This window comes from Orrella sp. JC864, from assembly GCF_037026685.1.
Taxonomy (GTDB): Bacteria; Pseudomonadota; Gammaproteobacteria; order Burkholderiales; family Burkholderiaceae_B; genus Orrella.
On sequence record NZ_JBANET010000015.1, the window covers coordinates 104,006 to 125,771 of the forward strand.

A 21,766-nucleotide genomic window follows, 5' to 3' on the forward strand; every position below is an offset into this window, starting at 1 on the left:
GCGCGTGCGGGAAATTTGGATTATAGCGGCTCGGTGCGCCGGTGCAGCCACGCCAGGGCGGGCCCCGACACCAGCGGCGCCAGCCGCTCGCGCACCTGGCGATGGTAGGCGTCGAGCCAGGCGATTTCATCCGGGCGCATCAGGCCGCGATCCACGCAGCGCGTGTCGATCGGACACAGCGTCAAGGTCTCGAAACGCAGGAAATCGCCGAATTCGGTGGTCTCGGCCGGCACCGCCAGCACCAGGTTCTCGATGCGGATGCCCCAGCGGCCCGGCCGGTACAGCCCCGGTTCGTTGGAGGTGATCATGCCGGCCTGCATGCCGCTGTGCGGGCCTTGCGGGGCGCGGTGCGAGATGCCTTGCGGGCCCTCGTGCACGTTCAGGAAGTAGCCCACCCCGTGGCCGGTGCCGTGGCCGAAATCGGCCCCACCCTGCCAGATGGGCGCGCGCGCCAGCGCATCGAGCGCGCCGGCGTGCAGGCCCGCCGGGAAAACCGCGCGCGACAGGGCGATCATGCCCTGGAGCACCCGGGTGTAGTCGCGTTTTTGCTCGGGCAGCACCGTGCCCACCGGCACGACCCGGGTGATGTCGGTGGTGCCGTCCAGGTATTGGCCGCCCGAGTCGATCAGCAGCAGCCCGTCGCCTTCGATGCGGGCATGCGACTCGGGCACGGCGCGGTAATGCGGCATCGCGCCGTTGGCATTGAAGGCGGCGATGGTGGGAAAGCTGGGCGAGACGTAGCGCGCGCGCCGCGACCGGCAGGCGATCAGCTGCGCGTCGATGTCCAGCTCGGTCAGCGGCTGGCCCTGCGCCAGCGCCTGCTCGAACCAGGCGAAGAATTCGCACAGCGCCGCGCCGTCCTCGGCCATGGCCCGGCGCACGTGCGCGGCCTGGGCCTCGGACTTGCGCGCCTTGAGCCACTGCGAGGGATTCAGGCTTTCGGTCTTTTGCACGAAGGCTGCCGCCTCCAGCAGCCCGGCGCTCACGCGGGCGGGATCGATCAGCAGCACGTCGGTCTCGGGCAGGCAGGCCAGCGCGCCGCCGATCTCGCCGTAACCCTGCACGGTCACCGCGTCGCGGGCCAGCTCGGCCTGCAAGGCGGGATCGATCTTGTCCGGCGCCACGAACAGGCGCGCCTGGTCCGGACCGATCAAGGCATGGGCCAGGAACACGGGGTTGTAATCGACGTCCGCCCCGCGCAGGTTGAACAGCCAGGCGATATCGTCCAGCGACGACAGCAGGTGCCAGCGCGCGCCCAGCTCGGCCATGGCCTGGCGCACCTGCGCGAGCTTGTCGGCGCGCGGCTGGCAGGCATATTCCAGCGCATGTTCATAGACCGGGGCATCGGGCAGCGCCGGCCGGTCGTCCCAGATGCGCGCCAGCAGGTCCTGCCCGGTTTCGACGGCCACCCCGGCCGCCTGCAGCGTCTCGCGCAGGCGTCGCAAGCCCGAGACGGACACCGACCAGCCGTCGACGGCCACGCGCGCGCCCTTGGGCGCGGCCTGCGCCAGCCATTCGGCATGCCCGCCGCCCGCCCCCTGCAGCTTCATCATCGCGATCGGCGTGCCGGCCAGCTGCGCCTGGGCCTGCTCCCAATAGCGGCTGTCCACCCAGAGCGCGGCCTGCTCCAGGGCGACCACCAGCGTGCCGGCCGAGCCGGTAAAGCCCGAGAGCCACTGGCGGCCCTGCCAGTGCGCGGGCAGGTATTCGGACAGGTGCGGGTCCGCGGTGGGGATGATGCAGGCGTACAGGCCTTCTGCGCGCAGGACGTCGCGCAGGCGGGCAATGCGGTCGGCGATGGCGTTCATGGCGGAGATGATAATGCCCGGGCGGCGAATTCGACGAACGCCCTCACCCGCGCCGCCGACTGGTGGCGCGGATCGTACACCACGTAGATATCGGCATCGGGCGTCGCGTACTGCGGCAGCACCTGCACCAGTTGCCCATTGGCCAGGTAGCGCGCGATGTCCCATTCGGCCCGCATCAGTATGCCGTGGCCGTCCAGGGCCCAGCGCACCGCGATTTCCCCGTCGTTGGTGGCCAGGTTGCCGTAGGTCTTGACGGTAACGGTGCGTGCCTGGCGCCCGCGCCCGGCGGTCAGCCGCCAGGCGCCGTAGGCCTGCTCGCCCTGGCGGATGCCGATGCAATTATGGTGCTTCAGGTCGGCCGGCGTGCGCGGCGTGCCGTGCCGAGCCAGGTATCCGGGCGCGGCGCACAGCAGGCGCCGGTTGGCCGCGATACGCCGTGCTATCACGCGCGCCTCGGGCGGCGCGCCGAAGCGGATGCAGACATCGAAAGCATCGTCGGTCAGCGGCGGCGGGTTCACCGAAAGCTGCAACTGCACGTCCAGTTGCGGGTGCTTGGCCACGAAACGGGATATCAGCGGCGCGACATGGCTGCGTCCGAATCCCAGCGTGGCGTTGACGCGCAGCAGCCCCTTGGGGATGACTTTCGAAGCGTCCAGCGCCTCTTGCATGGCCTGCATCGCGTCCAGGATGCGCCGGGCATGCTCCAGGTAGACCTGCCCGTCCGGGGTCAGGCTCATGCGGCGCGTGCTCCGGTTGACCAGCGCCACGCCCGCGCGCGCCTCCATCTGGGCCAGGTGCCGGCTGACCGCCGGCGTGCTGATGCCCAGTTCCCGGGCGGCCGCGCTCAGGCTGCCGGCGCCGGCCAGCACGGAAAAGAATCCTAGGTCAGCCGGCTGTATCGTGCTGGCCATCGCAAGCCCTCCACCTTTAACTTGAAGTCAACGATGCTTTGCCTGCCGCCGCGCGCACGCGCGGCAGGCGGCTCCTATAGTCGCAGACAGCATTCAACGACAGGAGCACCGCATGAAAACCTACGCCATCGCCACCATACCCGGGGACGGCATCGGCAAGGAAGTCATCCCCGCCGGCCGGCGGGTGCTGGAACAACTGGCGCAAAGCGAAGGGGGCCTGCGCTTCGAGTTCGAGGATTTCGACTGGGGCGGCGACTATTACCGCCAGCACGGCGCGATGATGCCCGAGGATGGGCTGGATCGGCTGCGCGGCAAGGACGCGATTCTTTTCGGTTCGGCCGGCGATCCCGAGATTCCCGACCATATCACGCTATGGGGCCTGCGCCTGAAGATCTGCCAGGGCCTGGACCAATACGCCAACGTGCGGCCCACGCGCATCCTGCCGGGCATCGACGCGCCTTTGAAGCGCTGCGCGCCGGACGACCTGGACTGGGTCATCGTGCGCGAGAACTCCGAAGGCGAATATGCCGGCGTGGGCGGCCGGGTGCACCAAGGCCATCCGCTGGAGGCGGCCACCGACGTCAGCATGATGACGCGCGCCGGCGTCGAGCGCATCCTGCGCTTTGCCTTCGAACTGGCCGCTTCGCGCCCGCGCCGGCTCCTGACCGTCATCACCAAGAGCAATGCCCAGCGGCACGCCATGGTGATGTGGGACGAGATCGCCGCGCAGGTCGCCGCCGAGTTCCCGCACGTCACATGGGACAAGGAGCTGGTCGACGCCGCCACCGCCCGCATGGTGAACCGGCCCGCCTCGCTGGACACCATCGTGGCCACCAACCTGCACGCCGACATCCTCAGCGACCTGGCGGCGGCGCTGGCGGGCAGCCTGGGCATTGCCCCGACCGGCAACATCGACCCCCTGCGCCGCTACCCCTCGATGTTCGAACCGATCCACGGCTCGGCCTTCGACATCATGGGCAAGGGCTGGGCCAACCCCATCGGCACCTTCTGGTCGGCAGTGATGCTGCTGCAACACCTGGGCGAGCCGGCCGCCGCCGACCGGCTCATGCAGGCAATCGAACGGGTGAGCGCCGATCCGGCCCTGCACACCCGGGACCTGGGCGGCACGGCCACCACCGAGGCGGTCACCGAGGCGGTCTGCGCCATGCTCGCCCAGGCGCCTCGATCCGCGGCGCTGGCCTAGCCGCTCTTGCAGTCCCGCCGCGCGGCGGCGTCCCACGATAAGAAGCGCCCCTTGGCGCGCCACACCAAAGGAGACCTCCACATGCCCACGCTTTCCTCGCGCAGGCCCCGCCTGCTTTCCCTCGTGGCGGCCGCCTTGCTCGCCCTTGGCGGCAATGCGGCTGTGGCCCAGGACTGGCCCTCGCGCCCGATCAGCCTGGTCGTTCCCTTTCCACCCGGAGGCACCACCGACGTGCTGGCCCGGGCCCTGGGAGAAAAACTGGCCGCCGAGCTGGGCCAGGCGGTAGTGGTGGAAAACAAGCCGGGCGCCGGCGCCACCATCGGCGCCGACCAGGTTGCCCGCGCCAGGCCCGATGGCCATACCCTGCTGGTGGGCGCGGTGCACCACACCATCGCGCCGAGCGTCTACCAGTCCCTGCCCTACGATTTCCAGAAGGACCTGGCGCCAGTCACCGTGATCGCCATGGTTCCCAACGTGCTGGTGGTCAACCCGCAGCACACCCGGGCCGGCACCGTGCAGGAACTGGTGCAGGCGCTCAAGGACAAACCCGAACAGGCCAATTTCGGCTCCAACGGCTATGGCACGGCCCAGCACATGATCGGCGCGCAATTCGAGGCCAAGACCGGTGCGCGCCTGACCCACGTGCCCTACAAGGGCAGCGGCCCGCTGACCACCGACTTGCTGGGCGGGCAGATCATGATGTCCTTCGACACCATCACGCCGGTGCTGCCGCACATCCGCAGCGGCAAGCTGCGCGCCCTGGCCGTGACCACGGCCGAGCGTTCGCAGGCACTGCCCGAGGTGCCGACGCTGGCCGAATCGGGGCTGGAAGGTTTCAACATCGGTACATGGTTCGGCGTGCTGGCGCCGGCCGGCACGCCCGAGCCCGTGCTGGAGAAGCTCTCGCAAAGCATGACCCGCATCATCCGCTCGGCGGAATTCGGCCAGGCCATGGCCCGGATAGGCGCGCAGCCGGTGGGCAACTCGCGCCAGGAAATGGCCCGGCAGATCCAGGATGAAACCGCGCAGTTCGCGCTGGTGGTGCAGCGCGCCGGGCTCAAGGCGCAATAGCCCGTATCGCGCATGCCGCCGGGCGGCGCGCCGCCCGGCCCGCCAGCCTTACTGCACCGCCGAGACGTCCAGCCTGGCCAGCGTCTTGGCCTTGACCTCGTCGGCGGTCACGCCCGGCGCCAGCTCGATCAGCTTGAGCCCGTCGTCGGTCACCTCCATGACGCCCAGGTCGGTGATGATCAGGTCGACCACGCCCAGGCCGGTCAGCGGCAAGGTGCATTCGGGCAGCAGCTTGATGTCCTCGGTGCCGTCCTTCTTGCGCGCCACGTGGTCCATCAGCACCACCACGCGGCCCACGCCGGCCACCAGGTCCATGGCGCCGCCCATGCCCTTGACCATCTTGCCCGGGATCATCCAGTTGGCCAGGTCGCCCTTCTCGGACACCTGCATGGCGCCCAGGATGGCCAGGTTGATCTTGCCGCCGCGAATCATCGCGAAGGAATCGGCCGAGGAAAAGATCGAGGAGCCGGGCAGCGTGGTGACGGTCTGCTTGCCGGCGTTGATCAGGTCCGGGTCGACCTGGTCTTCCGTGGGAAAAGGGCCGATGCCCAGCAAGCCGTTTTCCGACTGCAGCCACACCTCGACGCCGGGCGGCACGTGGTTGGCAACCAGGGTGGGCATGCCGATGCCCAGGTTCACGTAGAAACCGTCTTGCAGTTCCTTGGCGGCGCGCGCCGCCATTTCGTCACGGGTCCATGCCATGTTCGATTCTCCTTAAGCCGTGCGGACGGTGCGTTGTTCGATGCGCTTCTCGGGATTGGCGTTGACCACGATGCGATGCACGAAGATGCCGGGCAAGTGCACCTGGTCCGGGTCGATCTCGCCGACCTCGACCAGCTTCTCGACCTCGACCACGGTGACCTTGCCGGCCATGGCCACGTTGGGATTGAAGTTGCGCGCGGTCTTGCGAAACACCAGGTTGCCGCTGCGGTCGGCGATGTGGGCCTTGACCAGCGAGACGTCGGGCACCAGGGCGCGCTCCATCACGTATTGCTGCCCGTCGAATTCGCGCACTTCCTTGCCCTCGGCCACCATGGTGCCCACGCCGGTGCGGGTGAAAAAGGCCGGGATACCCGCGCCGCCGGCGCGCAGCTTCTCGGCCAGCGTGCCTTGCGGTGTGAACTCCAGCTCCAGTTCGCCGGCCAGGTACTGGCGCTCGAATTCCTTGTTCTCGCCCACGTAGGAGGCGATCATCTTGCGCACCTGGCGGGTAGCCAGGAGCTGGCCCAGGCCAAAGCCGTCCACCCCCGCGTTGTTGCTCACGCAGGTCAGGTCCTTGACGCCGGAATCGCGCAGGGCGGCAATCAGCGCCTCGGGAATGCCGCACAGGCCGAAACCGCCCACGCCGATCATCTGGCCATCCTTGACCAGGCCTGCCAGCGCCTGCTGGGCGCTCGCGTAGACTTTGTCCATCTCTCCAGCTCCTTCGATTAAGGGTCTTGCCGGCGGGCCGGATGCCCGCATGCCAACGAGTTTGAGCCGCCGCGCAACGCGCGCCGGCCGCAGCCATGCAGGATTGTAATCAGAGCGCCGGGGCCGGATGCATGACGCGCGCAAGGTCCGCCAGCACCTGGGCGGGCCAGGGGCAGGATTGGTTGCTGCGGTAGTCCATCCAGACCAGCACGTTGCGTCCGCGCGCATACAGCACCGACGGGTCGGCCGCATCGCACAGCGTCAGGTCCAGCGTCAAGCTCGAACGGCCCAGGGCGGCGACGCTGTGGCGCACCCGCACGGTGGCCGGGTAATTGACCGCGCGCACGAAATCGCAGGAGGCATGCGCCAGGATGGCCCCGGTCTCGTCGGGCAGCTTCATGCCTGCCCCGAACAGGATCCGCATGCGCGCCTCTTCCATCAGGCGAAAATAGACCGTGTTGTTCAGGTGGTTGATGGCGTCCAGGTCGCCCCAGCGCACGGGCAGGTCGACCTCGTGGACGTGGCCTACGGCCAGGCTGTGCGGGGACAGGGTTTCGGCGGTCAAGATCGGTTCTCCGGAAGGCGCGCCCAGGCCAGCCGCATGCGGGCTTGGCGCTGCAATACAATCACAGCAACATAATTCTAGCCTTCGGGGAGATTGCCGCGATGTCGCAGCGCGAATCCATGGAATACGACGTGGTGGTGGTCGGTGGCGGGCCGGCCGGCCTGGCCACGGCCATCCGCCTCAAACAGCTGGCCGCCGAGCGCGGACAGGAAGTCAGCGTATGCGTGCTCGAGAAGGGCGGCGAGATCGGCGCCCACATCCTGTCGGGCGCGGTCATGGACCCGGGGGCCCTGACCGAGCTGATCCCCGACTGGAAGGACAAAGGCGCGCCGCTGGACACCCCGGTGACGCAGGACCGCTTCCTGTTCCTGACCGCCACCGGCTCGCGCGCCACGCCCGACTGGCTGCTGCCCTCCTGTTTCCAGAACCACGGCAACTACATCGTGCGCCTGGGCGACGTCACGCGCTGGCTGGGCGAGCAGGCCGAGGCCCTGGGCGTGGAGATCTTCCCCGGCTTTGCCGCGGCCGAAGTGCTGTACGGCGAGAACGGCGCGGTCATCGGCGTGGCGACCGGCGACATGGGCGTGGCCCGCGACGGCAGCCACACCGACCATTACCAGCAAGGCATGGAGCTGCATGCCCGCTACACGGTGTTCGCCGAAGGCTCGCGCGGCCAGCTGGGACGCCAGCTGATCGAACGCTTCAAGCTCGATGCCCGCAGCGACCCGCAAAGCTACGGCATCGGCCTGAAAGAGCTCTGGGAAGTCGATCCCTCGCAGTCCCAGCCCGGCCTGGTGGTGCATACCGCCGGCTGGCCGCTGGATGCCGACACCTACGGCGGCTCCTTCCTGTACCACCTGAAGGACAACCTGGTGGCGGTGGGCATGGTGGTGGGCCTGGACTACGCCAACCCCTGGCTCTCGCCCTTCGACGAATTCCAGCGCTACAAGACCCACCCGGCCATCCGCCCGACCTTCGAGGGCGGCAAGCGCCTGGCCTATGGCGCACGCGCCATCACGGCCGGCGGCCTGCTGGCCCTGCCCAAGCTGGATTTCCCCGGCGGCGTGCTGGTGGGCTGCGAGGCCGGCTTCCTGAACGCCTCGCGCATCAAGGGCAGCCATGCGGCGATCAAGTCCGGCATGCTGGCCGCCGAGGCGGCCTTCGACGCGCTGGCGGCCGGCCGCCGCCACGACGAGCTGCCCGCCTATGGCGCGTCGTTCCAGGCCTCCTGGTTGCATGCCGAGCTGAACAAGGCACGCAATTTCAAGCAATGGTTCAAGAAGGGCCGCACCGTCGCCACGGTGATGACCGGCATCGAGCAATGGCTGCTGCGGGGCAACATCCCCTGGACCATCCACCGCAGCAAGCCCGACCACGCCTGCCTGCAGCCGGCCTCCGAATGCGCGCGCATCGACTATCCCAAGCCCGACGGCAAGATCACCTTCGACAAGCTCAGTTCGGTGTTCATCTCCAGCACCAACCACGAAGAGAACCAGCCGGTGCATCTGACGCTGAAAGACCCGTCGGTGCCGGTGGCGGTCAACCTGGCCAGGTATGGCGGCCCGGAAGCGCGCTATTGTCCGGCCGGCGTCTACGAATTCGTCAAGGACGACCACGGCCAGGACAAGCTGCAGATCAACGCGCAGAACTGCGTGCACTGCAAGACCTGCGACATCAAGGACCCCATGCAGAACATCGTATGGGTGGCGCCGCAAGGCGGCGAAGGCCCGGTCTACAACGGCCTGTGAGGCCCCGAAGGCGATCGGGCCAGGCCGGCCTCGATCGCCTTTCCTTTTATAAGGCCTCGCTCATGCGGATCCGCCGACCCGATGCCGGCAGGTAGCCCCATCCGTCCATCCGCACCTTACAGCCCCACGCCGCGCCGCTCCTCCGGCGTCAGGCGTGCAGCCTGCGCGGGCGCTTGGCCGCGCCCCAGCACCTGCACGGGATGATCGGGCCGATAGTCGGCCGGCTGCGCGGCCGATGACCGCGCCGGGGCAGGCGCTGCGCTGGCGCCATGCTCCTCGCCGAAGCCCAGGATCTGTACGCTGATGATGGACGGCAGGTTCTGCCGGGCCGCTGCGCGCGAGCGTGCCACCGACTCCTGCGCCGCATCGGCCGCCGCCGAGGAAGCCGCGCTGGCGCTGGTCAACGCCCCGGTATTGACTGCCACCACCACCGGGATGCCTACCGCCTCGCCCTGCACCTGGATGTTCTCGGCGTTGACCACGCGCAGGGCCGCGAGGTTGACGTCGCCCGACACCCGGATGCCCGCCTCGCCCGCGTCGATCGTGCCCAGGGGCGCGATCAGGTCGATGTCGCCCGGAGGAACCTCCGGAATCGGGTTGAGCGTGGCGATACCCGCGCCGGTGCTGGGCGCCGAAGGCGACAGCGCCACGTTGCCCATGATATCGTACTCCCGGCGCTGGGGCGTGTACACCATGGTTGTCTTGCTGCCGCGCCCGGCGTTGATGTCGCCCTGCGCCGACCAGGCCAGGATGCTGCCGCCGAAGGTCGTGAAGATGCGGCTCTGTCCCAGCAGGATGCTCTCCAGGGCATAGAGGTTGATGTTGCCGTCGCCCTGGGTGATCACCCCCGAATCGGGTCCCGGGTTGAAGCCGCCGTCGATGCCCACCAGGGTGCGCCCGCCCGGCGTCATGATGCTGATGTCGCCGCCGACATTGGTATGGATGCCGGCATCCAGCACGTCGTAGAACGACACGCCGTAGCCGGGACTGCCCAGCGCTTCCCACTGCGCCTTGGTGATGTAGCTCACGCCCGGCCTAGGCCGCGCCTGGCCTACAGGGTTGTTGGCGTAGTCGGCGTTGTAGTAGAGCGCGCTGCTGAACATGGTCAGGTCGCCCTCGTACGTCAATGCCCTGCCCTGCGCGTCCTGCTCGGGGAACAGGATGGCGATGGCTTCGCGGCCGCGCAGGTAGCTGCCGAAGCGCTTGCCGTCGGGATCGTTGTACTCGCGGCCGGATTCGCGCAGTTCGGCGTAGTACACATTGCGCAGGTAGGCGCGCTGCTGTTCAGGCGGCAGGGTGCCGAAGAAGGCGCGGGCGTCCATGGTCTCCGCGTCGAAGCGCAACCCTTGGCCGTTGGGGCCTGCGAAACGCCCGCTCAGCCAGTTCACCAGGTAGAGCTGGCTTTCCTGCTGGAACTCGCGCGCCAGCGAGCGGCTGCTCGCGGTCCGGCCCTCGGCCAGCGCGGCGCCCCGCGCCGCGTCGAGTTCGGCCTGCTTCTGCGCCAGGAAGGCCGGGGCGCCGGACTCGTCGCCGGCATAGCCGAACTCGCGCCGCAGCCACTGCGCCAGCGTCAATTCGCCGCTGTAGAGCGTCACCGCCTTGCCCGGCTGCTCGGCCAGGGGCAGGTCCGGATCGGCCAGGTTGGCCGGATCCAGATAACGCTGGGCGAACGCATCCCAATGGGCGCCCTCGCCCACGCCGGCGGCGACCGAGATGCTGGCGCCGCCACTGCGATCATCCGAGGCGGCCACGTTGCCCACCGGGCCCAGGCTCTTGAATTCGCCGTTGTTGGCCAGGTAGACGTGGCGGCCGGCCGAGATATCGAGCAAGCCCGGGCCCAGGACGTAGAAGCTGCTGTCGCGCAGGTCGCGGCCCGCTTGCACCACCGAGATCTCGTCGGCGTAGGCATGCGCGATCAGGTTGCCGCGCGTCGAGGCGGTCGAGTCCAGGCGCCCGGCCGTCGGGTCCTTCTTGCCCAGCGGCGTGCCGGACCCTACGATGTCGCGGCCGGCACGTATGGCCACCGGGCCCGATGCCTCGTAGCGCGATCCGGCCGCGCCCGCCGGAAAGCCCAGCAGCACTTCCTGGCCGACCCGCAGCCCGACGATGTCGCCTTGCACCGCGTAGTAGCGCGCCGGCTCCCGCCCCACGACGGCGTCCGCGACGGTCGCCGTGCCGCCGAAAGCGAACAGCGCAGCGGTGTTGCCGCGTCCCAAGGTGCCGTAGCTGGCCAGCCAGTCGTTGAGCTGCGCCGCTTCGGCCAGGGCATTGTGAACCAGCAGCGGATCGGTGCCGTACTGGCCGCCGCCGGTTTCGGCCACCTTGCCGACGAAGCCGGGGCGGAACGGACTGGCCATCCCCCGCGGGTCGGCGGTGGAGGTCGAGAACACATAGCCCGCGCCATGAATCGAATCCTGCGCCAGCAGTTGCAGCTCGCCCTTGCCGGTGGCGTTGACGAACTGCGCGCCCACCGGCGAAGGCGCCAGCACCGTACCGTACGCGTAACGCAGGATCCCCACGCCGGTGTGGCGCGCGCCGCTGGCGCTGGCCCCGTAGTACAGGCTGCCGCTGGCGGCCACGGCGCGCAGCACGGACGGATAGAAGGAGCCGTCGTTGTTGGCCGACTGGTTGCGGCCCTTGCCGCCTCCGCGCACGGTCTCGTTGAGGTCCCGTTCGTCCCAGGTCGTGGTCGGCGTCAGGTTGCCGCCCGCGCTGAACAGATCGATGGCGGTCGCCGGCGTCCACAGCGAGAACCAGGTCCAGCCATCGCCCTCGTGCGCCGTGCCCTGGTAGGAGAAGGGCGCGGCATTGAGCAGCAGCGTACGGCCCGGGTCGGCCGTGCCGCCCAGCACCAGGTCGCCGCGGGTGTCGATACGGGCCGCGGAATCGCCCAGCACCAGGATCGGTCCGCCGGTGGCTTGCCCGCCACCGGCTGCGTAGACGTTGCCCAGGCGCGAATCCATCTGGCCCATCCCGCCATAGCCCAGCTTCACGCCGCCGATGGCGCCGGCATCGATGGCGGTGGCGCCGCGCAGGTTGACGAAGGTGCTGTTGAGGTCGTGCTCGTTGAGCCGCAGCGCCGGATCCGGATTCAGGCTGCCGCCCAGGCGCAGCGCCAGGTCGCCGCCGCCGGTCTGCACCAGCGCGCCGTCCGGCGCGATGCGTCCGCTGCTGGCCACGACCAGGTGCAGGCCCTGGCTGCGCGGTGTGTGGGCGGTCTGGTCCCACGAGGACCTAATGCCGCGTGCATCGATCATGCCGGCGTCGCCACCGGCCTCCACCGTCAGGTTGCCGCCACCTAGCGTGCCGACGCCGGTAAATCCCACCAGGAAGGGATCATTGCCGAACAACCATGAGCCATATTCGTCGCGAGCGCCATTGGCCCCGCCGGCAACATAGGTGCCGAAGTTGATCCACCACGCCGTGGGCACCGCGTCCGCGCCCGCCTCGACGCTGCCGGTGCCCTGGCGCCACAGCCAGTTGCCCACTGTCGTGCTGGCGATCTGCTGGCGGGTGTTGGCAAAGGTGTAGCCGATATCGTTCCTGGCGTCGTTGTTGCCGACCAGGTCGCCCTTCAGGTCGCCCTGGGCGCGGACCAGCACGTTGCCGCCCTGCTCCGGGTACCACGCCGCGTACAGGCTGTCGGTGCCGCCATCGACCAGCGCCTCGAAGGGCGCGCCTTCGGGGCGCAGCACGGTGCCGTCCGTCAACCGGCCACGGGCCTGGTTGTAGGCGCTGTCCAGGAAAGCCGACGGCGTGCCGGCGGTATAGACGCCGTAGAGCGAGGTCATCTCGAGGTCGCCGCCGGAGATCAGGTCCAGGTCGCCGGTGCCGGTACGCAAGACGCTGAACAACTGCTGGCGCACCGGCTTGGGCCGGAACGCCATGTCGGGCGGTGTCCCGGCATCGACCACATGGATCACGTCACCGTAGCCCCAATCGTTGAGCTCCATGATGCTGTCGACGATCAAATAGGCATCCCTGGCCATCTGCTCTTCGGCCTGCGTAATCGCCTGTCCCGGCGTCAGCGCGAATCCGTACCACGCCAGGAGATCCGCGAAGAGGGCTTCGGCTTCGGGCGAAGCGGCGGCCGCGTAGGTCGCCGGCGTCCCGGTGCCGGGAACCGGCTCGAACACGTGCCCCATCCCGAAATGCGTATCGGACAGGCGCAGGCGCGCCGCGCTGTCCGGCAATGTCCGGCGCGCGTCGGCCGCGGCGGTATCGGCGCCGGCCACCAGGCGGATGTCCCAGGACTGCGAACCCGGCGCCAGCATCGGCGCCAGCGCCAGGGTGCGGCCCTGGGTGCCATCCGTGCCGGCAGGACGCAGGTTGACCATCTCGGCGCCACCCGGCAGCACCACGTCGGTCTCGGACGGCACGACGGCGCCCTTGGCGAGCGCCAGCGGCTGGGCCAGCGTCATGGCCACCGGCAGCGCCACGCCCTTGGGCCACACAGTGGCCGCGATGTGCGCCTCGGCCGGCAGGCGGAATCCCGCGGCCAACTGCATGCCGGGGTCCAGCGTCAGCGGCGCCTGCAGCACCGTGCCGGCGGCGTGCAGCACATTGCCGCCGGCATCGAGCACCGCCGCGCCCAGCACCGTGCCCGCCGGCAGGGCCAGGGGCTGCGCCAGCGGCATGGCGGCAGGCAGCAGCGTGCCGGCCGGCAGCGTCACGCCAGCGACCAGCAGGTCGTAGTTCAGCGTGCGGCCGGCCGCGAACTTGGTGCCGGCATCCAGCGTTGCCATGGCGCCGTGCGGAATGACGAGGTCGCCGCCAAAGGGGATGCGGCCGGCGGGCAGCACCCAGCCGTTGTCGTCGGCGGTCACGCCCAGCTTCGTGGTGTCGAAGCCGTCGGTGATGCTGCCGAAGAGCGTCAGGTCGCCGGCGGCACGCAGCACCAGCGCGCCGGCTTCGCCCGATCCGTAGACGAACGTCCTTGCCGTGCGCGGATTCACGCTGGCGTAGCGATGACCCGACAGGTCGATGTCGCCATCGACGTGCAGGTCGCCGTCGGGATTGAACGCCGCGTTGCTCACGATCTCCACGCCGGGACGCAGGTGGAACTGCCCGGCATAGCGGCGCAGGCCGGCGAGCTTGCCGTTCATGAGCGTGCCGTTGGCCAGCGCGTTATCGATGAAGACCACGCTGTCGCCGTGTTTTTCGTCCAGGTAGTCCTGGTCGATGCGCTGGTAGCTGCGGCCGTCAACCGAGACATCGGTGCCGGGATCGGCATCGTCGTAGGTGTAGAAGGCGTTGACCGCGATGGACCTGGCGCCGGCGATGGCGATGTTGCCGCCGACGTCGATGTCGACGTCGTTGCCGGTGGCCCCGCCCAGGCGCGGGGCATTGAGCGCCACCGTGCCGTAGTCGGCGCTGGCACCGGCCACGCCCAGTTCCATGCGCGCACCGTCGGCCAGCACCAGGCGCCCGCCGCCCGAGTCGATCTCGATCACGGCGCGGTTGGGCGCGTCGATGGCCTGCCCGTAGCTGTCGCGGCGCAGCACGCTGGCGCTCGCGTCGAGCACCGCGCTGCCGGCGATGGTCACGCCCCTGTTGGCGGCCAGGCGGATGCTGCCGGCCTGCTCGCCGCTGGCGTCGACCCGCCCCGTGACCGTCAGGCTGCCGTCGTCCACCGAGACGTTGATCTCGCGAGCCTTGAGCTCGTTCCCGATAGCCAGGTCGCCTTGCTTGAGCTGGAAGCTGCGCCCGCCGAAGACGCCGCCTTGCGTGAGCCGTTCGTTCAGGTCGGCGAAGTCGGCGATGCGCTGCGCGCGCACGTCGATATAGCCGGCGGCAAACGGCACCGGCGTACCGCCGGCATCGTAGCGGCCGGTGCTGGCGCCCAGGACGCCGCCGGCCAGATCCGCCGTGCCTTCCAGCGCCAGTACCGTCAGCTTGCCGGCGCGGTTGTATTCGGCGCCCAGGTCGATCGTCGAGGCAGCATGCTGGACGACGTTGCCGTGGCGGCTCGAAAGCGCCACGTCGCCGCCCCAGCTGTACTTGCCGACGTCGAAGAAATCGATCTTGCGGCCGGCCAGGTCCAGTTGCGCGCCATCTTGCAGGCTCACGTCGTCTTGCGCCGACAGCGTGAGCTTGCCGCTGGGCAGCAGCACGGCGGTATCGAGCACGAGATGGGTGCCGGCATCGAGCGCCAGCTCGGCGCCGAGGGCCTCGGCCAGCATGGCCGAATCGGCCAGCGGCACGGCAGAACCCGCCCGCGCGGCGATGGCGATGGCGCCGCCGGCCTTGATGGCATTGACCGAGCCGGCCTGGCCGGTGACCAGCGGCGTGTTGATGTTGAGGTTGCCGCCGCCATAGGTCCATGCCTTGGCCGTGTCGTCCCACGGGCCCCGGGATTGGTACACCGCCAGATCGCCCTTGTGGTTGGCAGTGATGCGTTCGCCGGCATTGAGGTCGACATTGGCAAAGCCCAGCGCCAGGCGCGCGTGCGTCGCCACGGTATCGGGCTGGCTCTGGGGGCCGTAGCCGAATTCGATGATGTCCGCGTCGACCACGAAGCGGCCGCTGCCCGTGCCGGCGCCCCCGGCGATGACGCCGGCCGCCGGCGTGGTCGCGCCGTTCCAGACCAGCGTGCCGGTTTCGATGCGGGCGACGTCGCCCGCGCCGCCATGGCCGTAGATGGCCGGCGTGCCCAGCACCAGCCGCTCCAGCGCCGACGTGCCCGTCGCCGGATTGATGGTGCTCAGGTTCACGCTGCCGTAGAAGTTGACCGAATCGCTCGCGTTCAGGATCAGGTTTTCCAGGGCCGGCGCGCCAGTGCTGGTGTCGCCGCGCAACAAGCGGTCGAGCACGGTCTGGTTCAATGTCAGGCCGGCCGGCAGGACACCGGCGGCCTCGGCCTGCGCCAGCGCGGCGGCGCTGCCGACGTTGATGCCGCCCACGGCCAGCACTAGGTTGCGGGTGCCATAGCGCACCGACTCGCCCAGCTCGAACGACTTGTTGGTGGCGGCGGTAATGGTGCCTTCCGAATACAGCACGGTTTCGCCGGCGCAACTTGCGCCGGCAGCGCAAGTGCCAATGTCGAGATAGCCGGCGCCACGCGGCCCCCAACTGTCGTCGGCGGTCGGCGACGTCACGTTGAGCCAGCCGTTGGTCACGGCCAGCACTCCCGTCTGCCCCGGCTGCAGCACATAGCCGTCGGTCGAGTCCCAGGGCGCCTTGCCTTGGCCCAGGGCATTGATCCCCGCGCCTTGCTCTATGGTCAGGCCCGAGGTCTTGTCGTTCACCACCAGGAATACCGACGCGGCCTCGAGCACGGCGCCCTGGCGCAGGATGAGTTCGGCGGTCGTACCGTTGCCGAGGCTGACCCGCCATGCATTCTGGGTCGTGGATCCGTCCTCGTTCTGCAAGGCGAACTCGGACGCCGGCGAACCGCCGATGCTGATGCCCGCGGCGCCCAGGCCGTTGAGCGTGCTGGCGTAAACCGAGGTGCCGTCGAAACCTTCGGTCGGCGCCGCGCCATCGGCCAGGATCTCGATACGGCTGCCGTTCAGGACCACGGTGCCGCCGCGTCCGCCTTCGGCGGGGGTGAAATCGGCCGAGCCGGCGGCGATATCGAGACGGCTGCCCGGCGCGAGAACCAGTTGACGCGCGTCGCGCTCCAGTTGCGGCCGCGGCGCGCTGTCGCGCAAGGCCCAATCAAGCCCGAATTGTGCGTAGCTGGTTTCGTTGTACTGCGAATACCTGCGCAGGGTGTCGGCCGGCGTCAACACAGCTTGGGTGGTTTGCGCGTCGGCAATGCCGGTATTGGCGACACCCAGGCGGGCGGCCGTGGCGTAGGAGCCGTTGCGCATGGCGTTGACGCCGCCGAACGCAGCGCCGCCGGAAGCCAATCCGTTGAGCTCCACCCGGAAAGCACCCGGCAGCAAGGCATAAGTGGAAGGCAGAAGAGTATACGTGCCCGCGACCAGACCGGGCACGCCCGCGCCCACCGTGATCTGGCGTCCGATCAGGGGGTCACCCGCGCCGTTCTCGGCGGCGAACGGCGCGGCCACAGGCTGCACGCCCGGCACGATGGCGTAGACCGGATTGGTGGGCAGTGCCGGCAGCGTGAAGCCGCGGCCGCGCGGATCCACCTGGATGAGGGGATTCAGGCGCGCATCGGTGGAGCCGCCTCGCCCGGTCAGGAAGCCGGCGCCGGTCAACTCGCCGCCGCCGGACAGGTCGATCCGCGCGCCATCCTGCACTTCGATGCTGCCGGCCGTCAACTGCACGTTGCCCAGGGTGCCGCCCAGGCCATGGAACCAGACCTCCGCCCCGGCGTAGTTGTAGCTCAACCCGTCGACGGTGCCGCCATAGGGCATGACCAGCCCGGCCGCGCTGACCGACGTGACGCTGCCCGGGCGCAGCACGATCGCGCCCGGCATCTGCCGCTCCGTTGCAGCGACGCCGACTTCGAGTCTACCCAGCGGCGCGCGAAGCACGCCGCCCTGGTCGACGTTGGCCGACAGCAGGCGCAAGACGCCGAAGGCCGAGTACGGCACGGGGGGCGTCGCCCCGCCGCCACTGCGCTCGATGCGCAGGACCCGTTCGGGGTCGTAGACGACCTGGTAGACGCCCCACTGGTCGAAAGCGCCCTTGCGTCCGGCCCGCACTTCGGCCGTCGCGCCGGTGGCCGGATAGATCTGGCTGGCGGCCAGCACCAGGCCGCCTTCGGTCGTCAGCGACGTGCGGTCGCTGATCGTGTGCTTGAGGAAACGCAGGTCGTTTTGGCTGCGCAATTCCAACTGCTCGAAACCAGGGCGCGAAACCAGGGCCTTGCCGCCCTGCATCGAAAAGCCATAAGCGCCGAACGCCACCTGGTTGACCACGTCCAGCACGCCGGCCTCGACGCGCAGTTGCGTGCCGTCCTGCAGTTCCACCATGCCGCCCTCGTAGGTACTGGGCGCTTTCAAGGACGGCGTGGTGTAGTTGTCCTTGCCCACGCGCGAAGGGCCCGCCAGTCGGACATAGGGCGCGGCCAGCTTCACGCGGGCGCCGACAGGTGCGCCTTCGGCCAGGCTGATGCCGCCCGAGGTCAGGTGCAGGCTCTGGCCCAGCGAGAGGTCCACGCCATCGCCCAGCGCCAGGACGCCGTTGGCCAGCAGCGACAGGTTGTCGAAACCGCCGGCTTCGATGCGGTCCACGCCGATGCGGCCATGCCCATAGACCAGGCCCGGGTCGGCCTGGCCCGGACGCAGGTCCGCTGACAGGCCTTCGGGCGTCTGCTGCTGAACCAACTGCAGTTCGCGGTGCGCCAGCACGCGATCGGTCGGACCGCCCGCATTGCGGTAGGCGGGCGCCTCCAGCGCCAGGGACAGCGTGCCGCCGGCCGCGCCCGCCCCCCCTGCCGCCGCCAGCATGTCGCCGTCGAGATACAGCCCGTTGAAGCTAGCCAGGTGGATCACGCCGCCGTCGGATGCCACCCCGGTGGGCCCCTCGCCGCCGAGGTCCAGCGTCGCCGCAGCGCCCGAAGCATCCAGGCGCGCGCCGGGACGCACGACGATGAAATTATCGATGGCCTCGGCCCGGGTGGCGTAGGCCTGGTATTGGCCGCCGACCTCGATGCGTCCGCCGTCGAGCACCACACCGTAGCGGCGGCCTTGCGCATCCACGGCCGTCCTGGCGATACCCGCCACGTCGAGCATGGCGTTCGAGCCTATCCACACCGAACCATCGTGTCCCTTCAAGTGGCCGACATCCTCGTTGCCGTAGCCCAGGCCATACACGCCGACGTGGCCGCCGGGCGCGCGCAGTTCGCCTTCGATGTTGATCTGGCCGTTGCCGTTCAGCGCCATGGCGTGCCCCGGATCGACTTCGACGCGGGCGCCTTGGCCGATGGCCAGCGTCGGTGTTTCGCCGGCTTCGACCATGCTGCGCGCCGTGCCGGCGGTCAGCACCAGATCGGCGCCGCCACGCTGCGTCATCCGCCCCCTTTCCGCATTCTCGACGAACAGCGGCGAGAGCCACGACGTCAGCGCCGATCGCGGATCGGCGCCGGTAGCCACCGTGTGCGCCACGGACAGATCAGCCTGCAGCACCGGCATCGTCACCCGCAGGTCGGCGCCCTCGGCCACGGCCAGGCCATCGTCTGCGGTTACCTCATAGCGCGAGAAGCCCTGCCGGAAGCGCGCCGCATCCAGATGCAGCAAGGTCTCGACCGCCACCGTTTGCGGCAAGACCGCACCCGCGCGGATCAGGGTGCCGGCGGCATAGGTGAGGTCGCTGGCCGCGACATTGCCGGCCTTGATCACGCCGGGCGTGGGCGCGAGCGGAATACCGTTGGGCAGGATGGCGCCATCCACGACATGGTTCGCCGGGAAGTTGTGCGGATTCACGATCGCGGTGATCACGGTCCCGGCCGGCAGCGTCGGCGGCGTGCTCCAACTGTAGCCATCCACGTTCAGGTACTGGCCGTTGGACAGAGCCACGCTGTAGTTGACGTTCTCCCCGGCCGCCTTAGGCAGGGTCCAGGCGGCGCCGAGGGTGAGCCAGCTCGCCGGATCGGCGGCAACGACCCGCGGCGCGCCGCCGACGGCCTCGCCGGGATTGGCGTGCGTGCGAGTGAAGTGATAATCCACCGGCAGGATCGCGCCCTCGGCGATCGTGAAGGATTCGGTGGCGATCAGGTCCACCAGCGGGGTATCGCCGGCATGCAGCACGCCGTCGCTGCCCGGCACCTGACCGCCGATGACTACCGCATTGCCGGTCTGCAGGATCAGCGTCCCGCCGCCATTGACGCCATGGCCTCGCAGTTCTCCTGCCAGCGCCAGCCGGCCGTTGGTGCCGCCGCCGATCGGATATGCGTCGGCGGCCAGCACGATGTCGCCGCCCTTGCCGCCTCGCAGGCCGCCGCCGGCTTGCAACACCGCGCCCGAGGACACGTCCAGCAGCGCGCCCGCGGCGACTTGCACGTCGCCGCTGCTGCGCACCCGGATAAGGCCGCCGTCCGCAAACGGCAGGCTGCCGATATCAGCGCCATCCTGCCTCAGATTGCTCCACAGGCCGCGGGCGTCCAGCGTCACGTCCCCGCCTATCTTGACGTGCGCTTGATAGCCGCCGGGCACCGGCGTGGTCAACGGACGCTCCTGCCAACCGACGCTGGCATCGGTGTATTGCTCCACCATGTTGCCCAAGGCAATCATGCCGCCGCGCGCGACCACGTCGGCGTTCACGTCCACCTGCGCGGCATGCAGCGCGATTTCGCCGCCGGGCGCCACCTCGATCGCCTGGTTGACCTGCACGGCGCCTGTCGCATAGGCCTGCAGCGTACCCAGCTCCAGGCTGTTCAGCCAGGCCGAATCCAGCACGATGCGCGTCGGCCCGGCGGCGGCCGCCTCGCTTGCCCCGGCCGATGCCGGACCGGTTCCCGCCTCGGCACCACCCGCCGTTTCGTCCGTGGCTGGGCCGGCGCCGGGCGGCATGCCGATGACGATCTCTTCAACCACCGCCGCCGGGCTATAGCGCAAGTTGCGCATGGACTCGTCGTACACCGGCCGGATGGTGCCGATGATCAACGCGCCCCGGCGCGCGACGGCGTCCTGCGCCTGCCGGTAGCCGTCCAGCCCCGCCACCGGTGCCGTGGCCTGGCGCTCGCCCTGGAAGGCATGCGTTTCGATATCGCCTTCGAGCGCCGCGCGCTGCGTGCCGATGACCAGCCGGCCCGCATCGCGGCCCACCGTATAACCTTCTTCCCAACTGCGGCGGCGGGCCACCAGCGGATTGATCCAAAGGTCCGTGTGACCCCAACGCTCGCTCTTGCGCGCATAGCCGCGGTACAGCCCCTCTTCGTAAAGCAGGTCGCCCGGCGCGCGGTCCACCGTGTACAGGCGTCCGTCGCTGCCGCGCAACCAGCTGTGGCGGATGTAGCCGCTTTGCACATCAAGCGTGCCGCCCGACAGGTTGATGCTCGATCCCGCGCGGGTGGCCATCTCCCCGCCGGCGAACTCCACCGTGCCGCCCTGCGCCATCCATTCGCCGATCGACCGGCCCGTGGTCCCCAGGTAGCCGCTCACTTCGAGCAGGCCGCCGGCCGTATACCAGCGGTCGGACTCGTAGCCGCCCATGCCGGCCGGTACCCGTACCAGATAGCGCCGGTCCACCCACACGTTGCTGTTGTTCAGCTTGGCGCTGTCGCGGTTGCCAGGCGCATCGCGCTGTTCGTTGCCCTGGATGTTGATCTGCACATTGTTGGACGCCATCGCCACCTGCACGCCCACGGCGCCGGAGACATCCAGCGCGGCGCCGTCGCGCACCACGGCGCTGCCCCGCGCGCTGACGGCAAGCTGCCCTCCCGTGGCTAGCGTCAGGCTGCCTTGGGCGAAGTCCACCTGCTGCCCGGAAACGATTTCGATACGCGATTGGTCGCGCCGGTCGGCCAGGATGGACAGATTGTCGAAGGCGCCGCTGGCCCCGCCCCGGCGTTGCGCGTCGAGCGTGGCCGACTCCTCGATCTGCGCCTGGCGCTGGCTGTCGAACGCGGTCTGGCCGTCGTCTTCCAGCATGATGGCCGTGACCGCGCCCTCGCCCAGCGTGACCTGGCCTTGCGTGTCGCTGGCGCTATTGAGCAGATGAATGGTGCCGCGGGTGTTGACCGTCGTGGTCGCCATCGCCGCGCCTTGCTGGCGCACGTCGTGCCCGGCCAGCGTGATGTCCCCCTCGCGGGCCTGGATCAGGCCGGTGTTGGCCACGCGGCCGCGCTGGATGGACGGATCGATCAGCGACGCGTCCAGACCTGGATCGGCCTTGGGCGCCACTTCGTTGCCGCGCGTGGTGGAATACGTGGTGCCGCCGGCCGAGCTGTTGGTTACCAGGCCTTTGCGGATGGCGAAACTGTCGCCTGCCGCAAGCTGCGCCTGTCCCTTGCGCGTCACGATCTGGCCCTCGTTGCGAACTTCCTGGCCCAGCAGCATCACGTAACCGCCGCCCTGGGTGACGCTGGCAGGCTCATGGGTTTGCAGCAGCGCACCCTGCTCGACCGTGATCTTGCCCAGGGCCTTGGTAAACGAGGCCGTATTGTTGTCAGCACCGAAGATGCCGCGCTCGCG

Annotated in this window: 9 protein-coding genes; 3 read left to right on the forward strand and 6 right to left on the reverse strand. The window is 69.5% G+C overall.

The window, feature by feature from the left end:
• Nucleotides 1-20 precede the first annotated feature (20 nt).
• Nucleotides 21-1,808, reverse strand: coding sequence for an aminopeptidase P family protein (locus V8Z80_RS14625; RefSeq protein WP_336062504.1), 1,788 nt, complete (start codon nt 1,806-1,808; stop codon nt 21-23).
• Nucleotides 1,805-2,719: a LysR substrate-binding domain-containing protein gene (locus V8Z80_RS14630; RefSeq protein WP_155196683.1), complete on the reverse strand. Its 915-nt coding sequence runs from the start codon at nt 2,717-2,719 to the stop codon at nt 1,805-1,807. Before V8Z80_RS14630 ends, V8Z80_RS14625 begins: the two co-directional genes overlap by 4 nt.
• Nucleotides 2,720-2,831: 112 nt before the next feature.
• On the opposite strand from V8Z80_RS14630, the gene V8Z80_RS14635 reads away from it, so the two are divergent.
• Nucleotides 2,832-3,923: a tartrate dehydrogenase gene (locus V8Z80_RS14635; RefSeq protein WP_336062507.1), complete on the forward strand. Its 1,092-nt coding sequence runs from the start codon at nt 2,832-2,834 to the stop codon at nt 3,921-3,923.
• A gap of 81 nt (nt 3,924-4,004) precedes the next feature.
• Nucleotides 4,005-4,994 (forward strand): Bug family tripartite tricarboxylate transporter substrate binding protein, encoded by a 990-nt coding sequence (locus tag V8Z80_RS14640; RefSeq protein ID WP_336062508.1) that lies wholly within the window; start codon nt 4,005-4,007, stop codon nt 4,992-4,994.
• Nucleotides 4,995-5,042: 48 nt separating this feature from the next.
• Here V8Z80_RS14640 and V8Z80_RS14645 read toward each other — a convergent pair whose 3' ends face one another.
• The 3 genes from V8Z80_RS14645 to V8Z80_RS14655 all read right to left on the reverse strand — a co-directional run bounded on the left by V8Z80_RS14645 (nt 5,043) and on the right by V8Z80_RS14655 (nt 6,972).
• Complete coding sequence (locus V8Z80_RS14645) at nt 5,043-5,696, reverse strand: CoA transferase subunit B (protein WP_336062509.1); 654 nt, start codon at nt 5,694-5,696, stop codon at nt 5,043-5,045.
• A gap of 12 nt (nt 5,697-5,708) precedes the next feature.
• Complete coding sequence (locus tag V8Z80_RS14650) at nt 5,709-6,407, reverse strand: CoA transferase subunit A (RefSeq protein ID WP_155196679.1); 699 nt, start codon at nt 6,405-6,407, stop codon at nt 5,709-5,711.
• Nucleotides 6,408-6,516: 109 nt separating this feature from the next.
• The gene (locus V8Z80_RS14655; RefSeq protein WP_155196678.1) at nt 6,517-6,972 is read right to left on the reverse strand and encodes an acyl-CoA thioesterase; all 456 of its coding nucleotides are present in this window, start codon (nt 6,970-6,972) and stop codon (nt 6,517-6,519) included.
• A gap of 101 nt (nt 6,973-7,073) precedes the next feature.
• On the opposite strand from V8Z80_RS14655, the gene V8Z80_RS14660 reads away from it, so the two are divergent.
• The gene (locus V8Z80_RS14660; protein WP_336062510.1) at nt 7,074-8,720 is read left to right on the forward strand and encodes an electron transfer flavoprotein-ubiquinone oxidoreductase; all 1,647 of its coding nucleotides are present in this window, start codon (nt 7,074-7,076) and stop codon (nt 8,718-8,720) included.
• Nucleotides 8,721-8,836: 116 nt separating this feature from the next.
• Here V8Z80_RS14660 and V8Z80_RS14665 read toward each other — a convergent pair whose 3' ends face one another.
• Nucleotides 8,837-21,634, reverse strand: coding sequence for a filamentous hemagglutinin family protein (locus V8Z80_RS14665; protein ID WP_442951983.1), 12,798 nt, complete (start codon nt 21,632-21,634; stop codon nt 8,837-8,839).
• Nucleotides 21,635-21,766 lie beyond the last annotated feature (132 nt).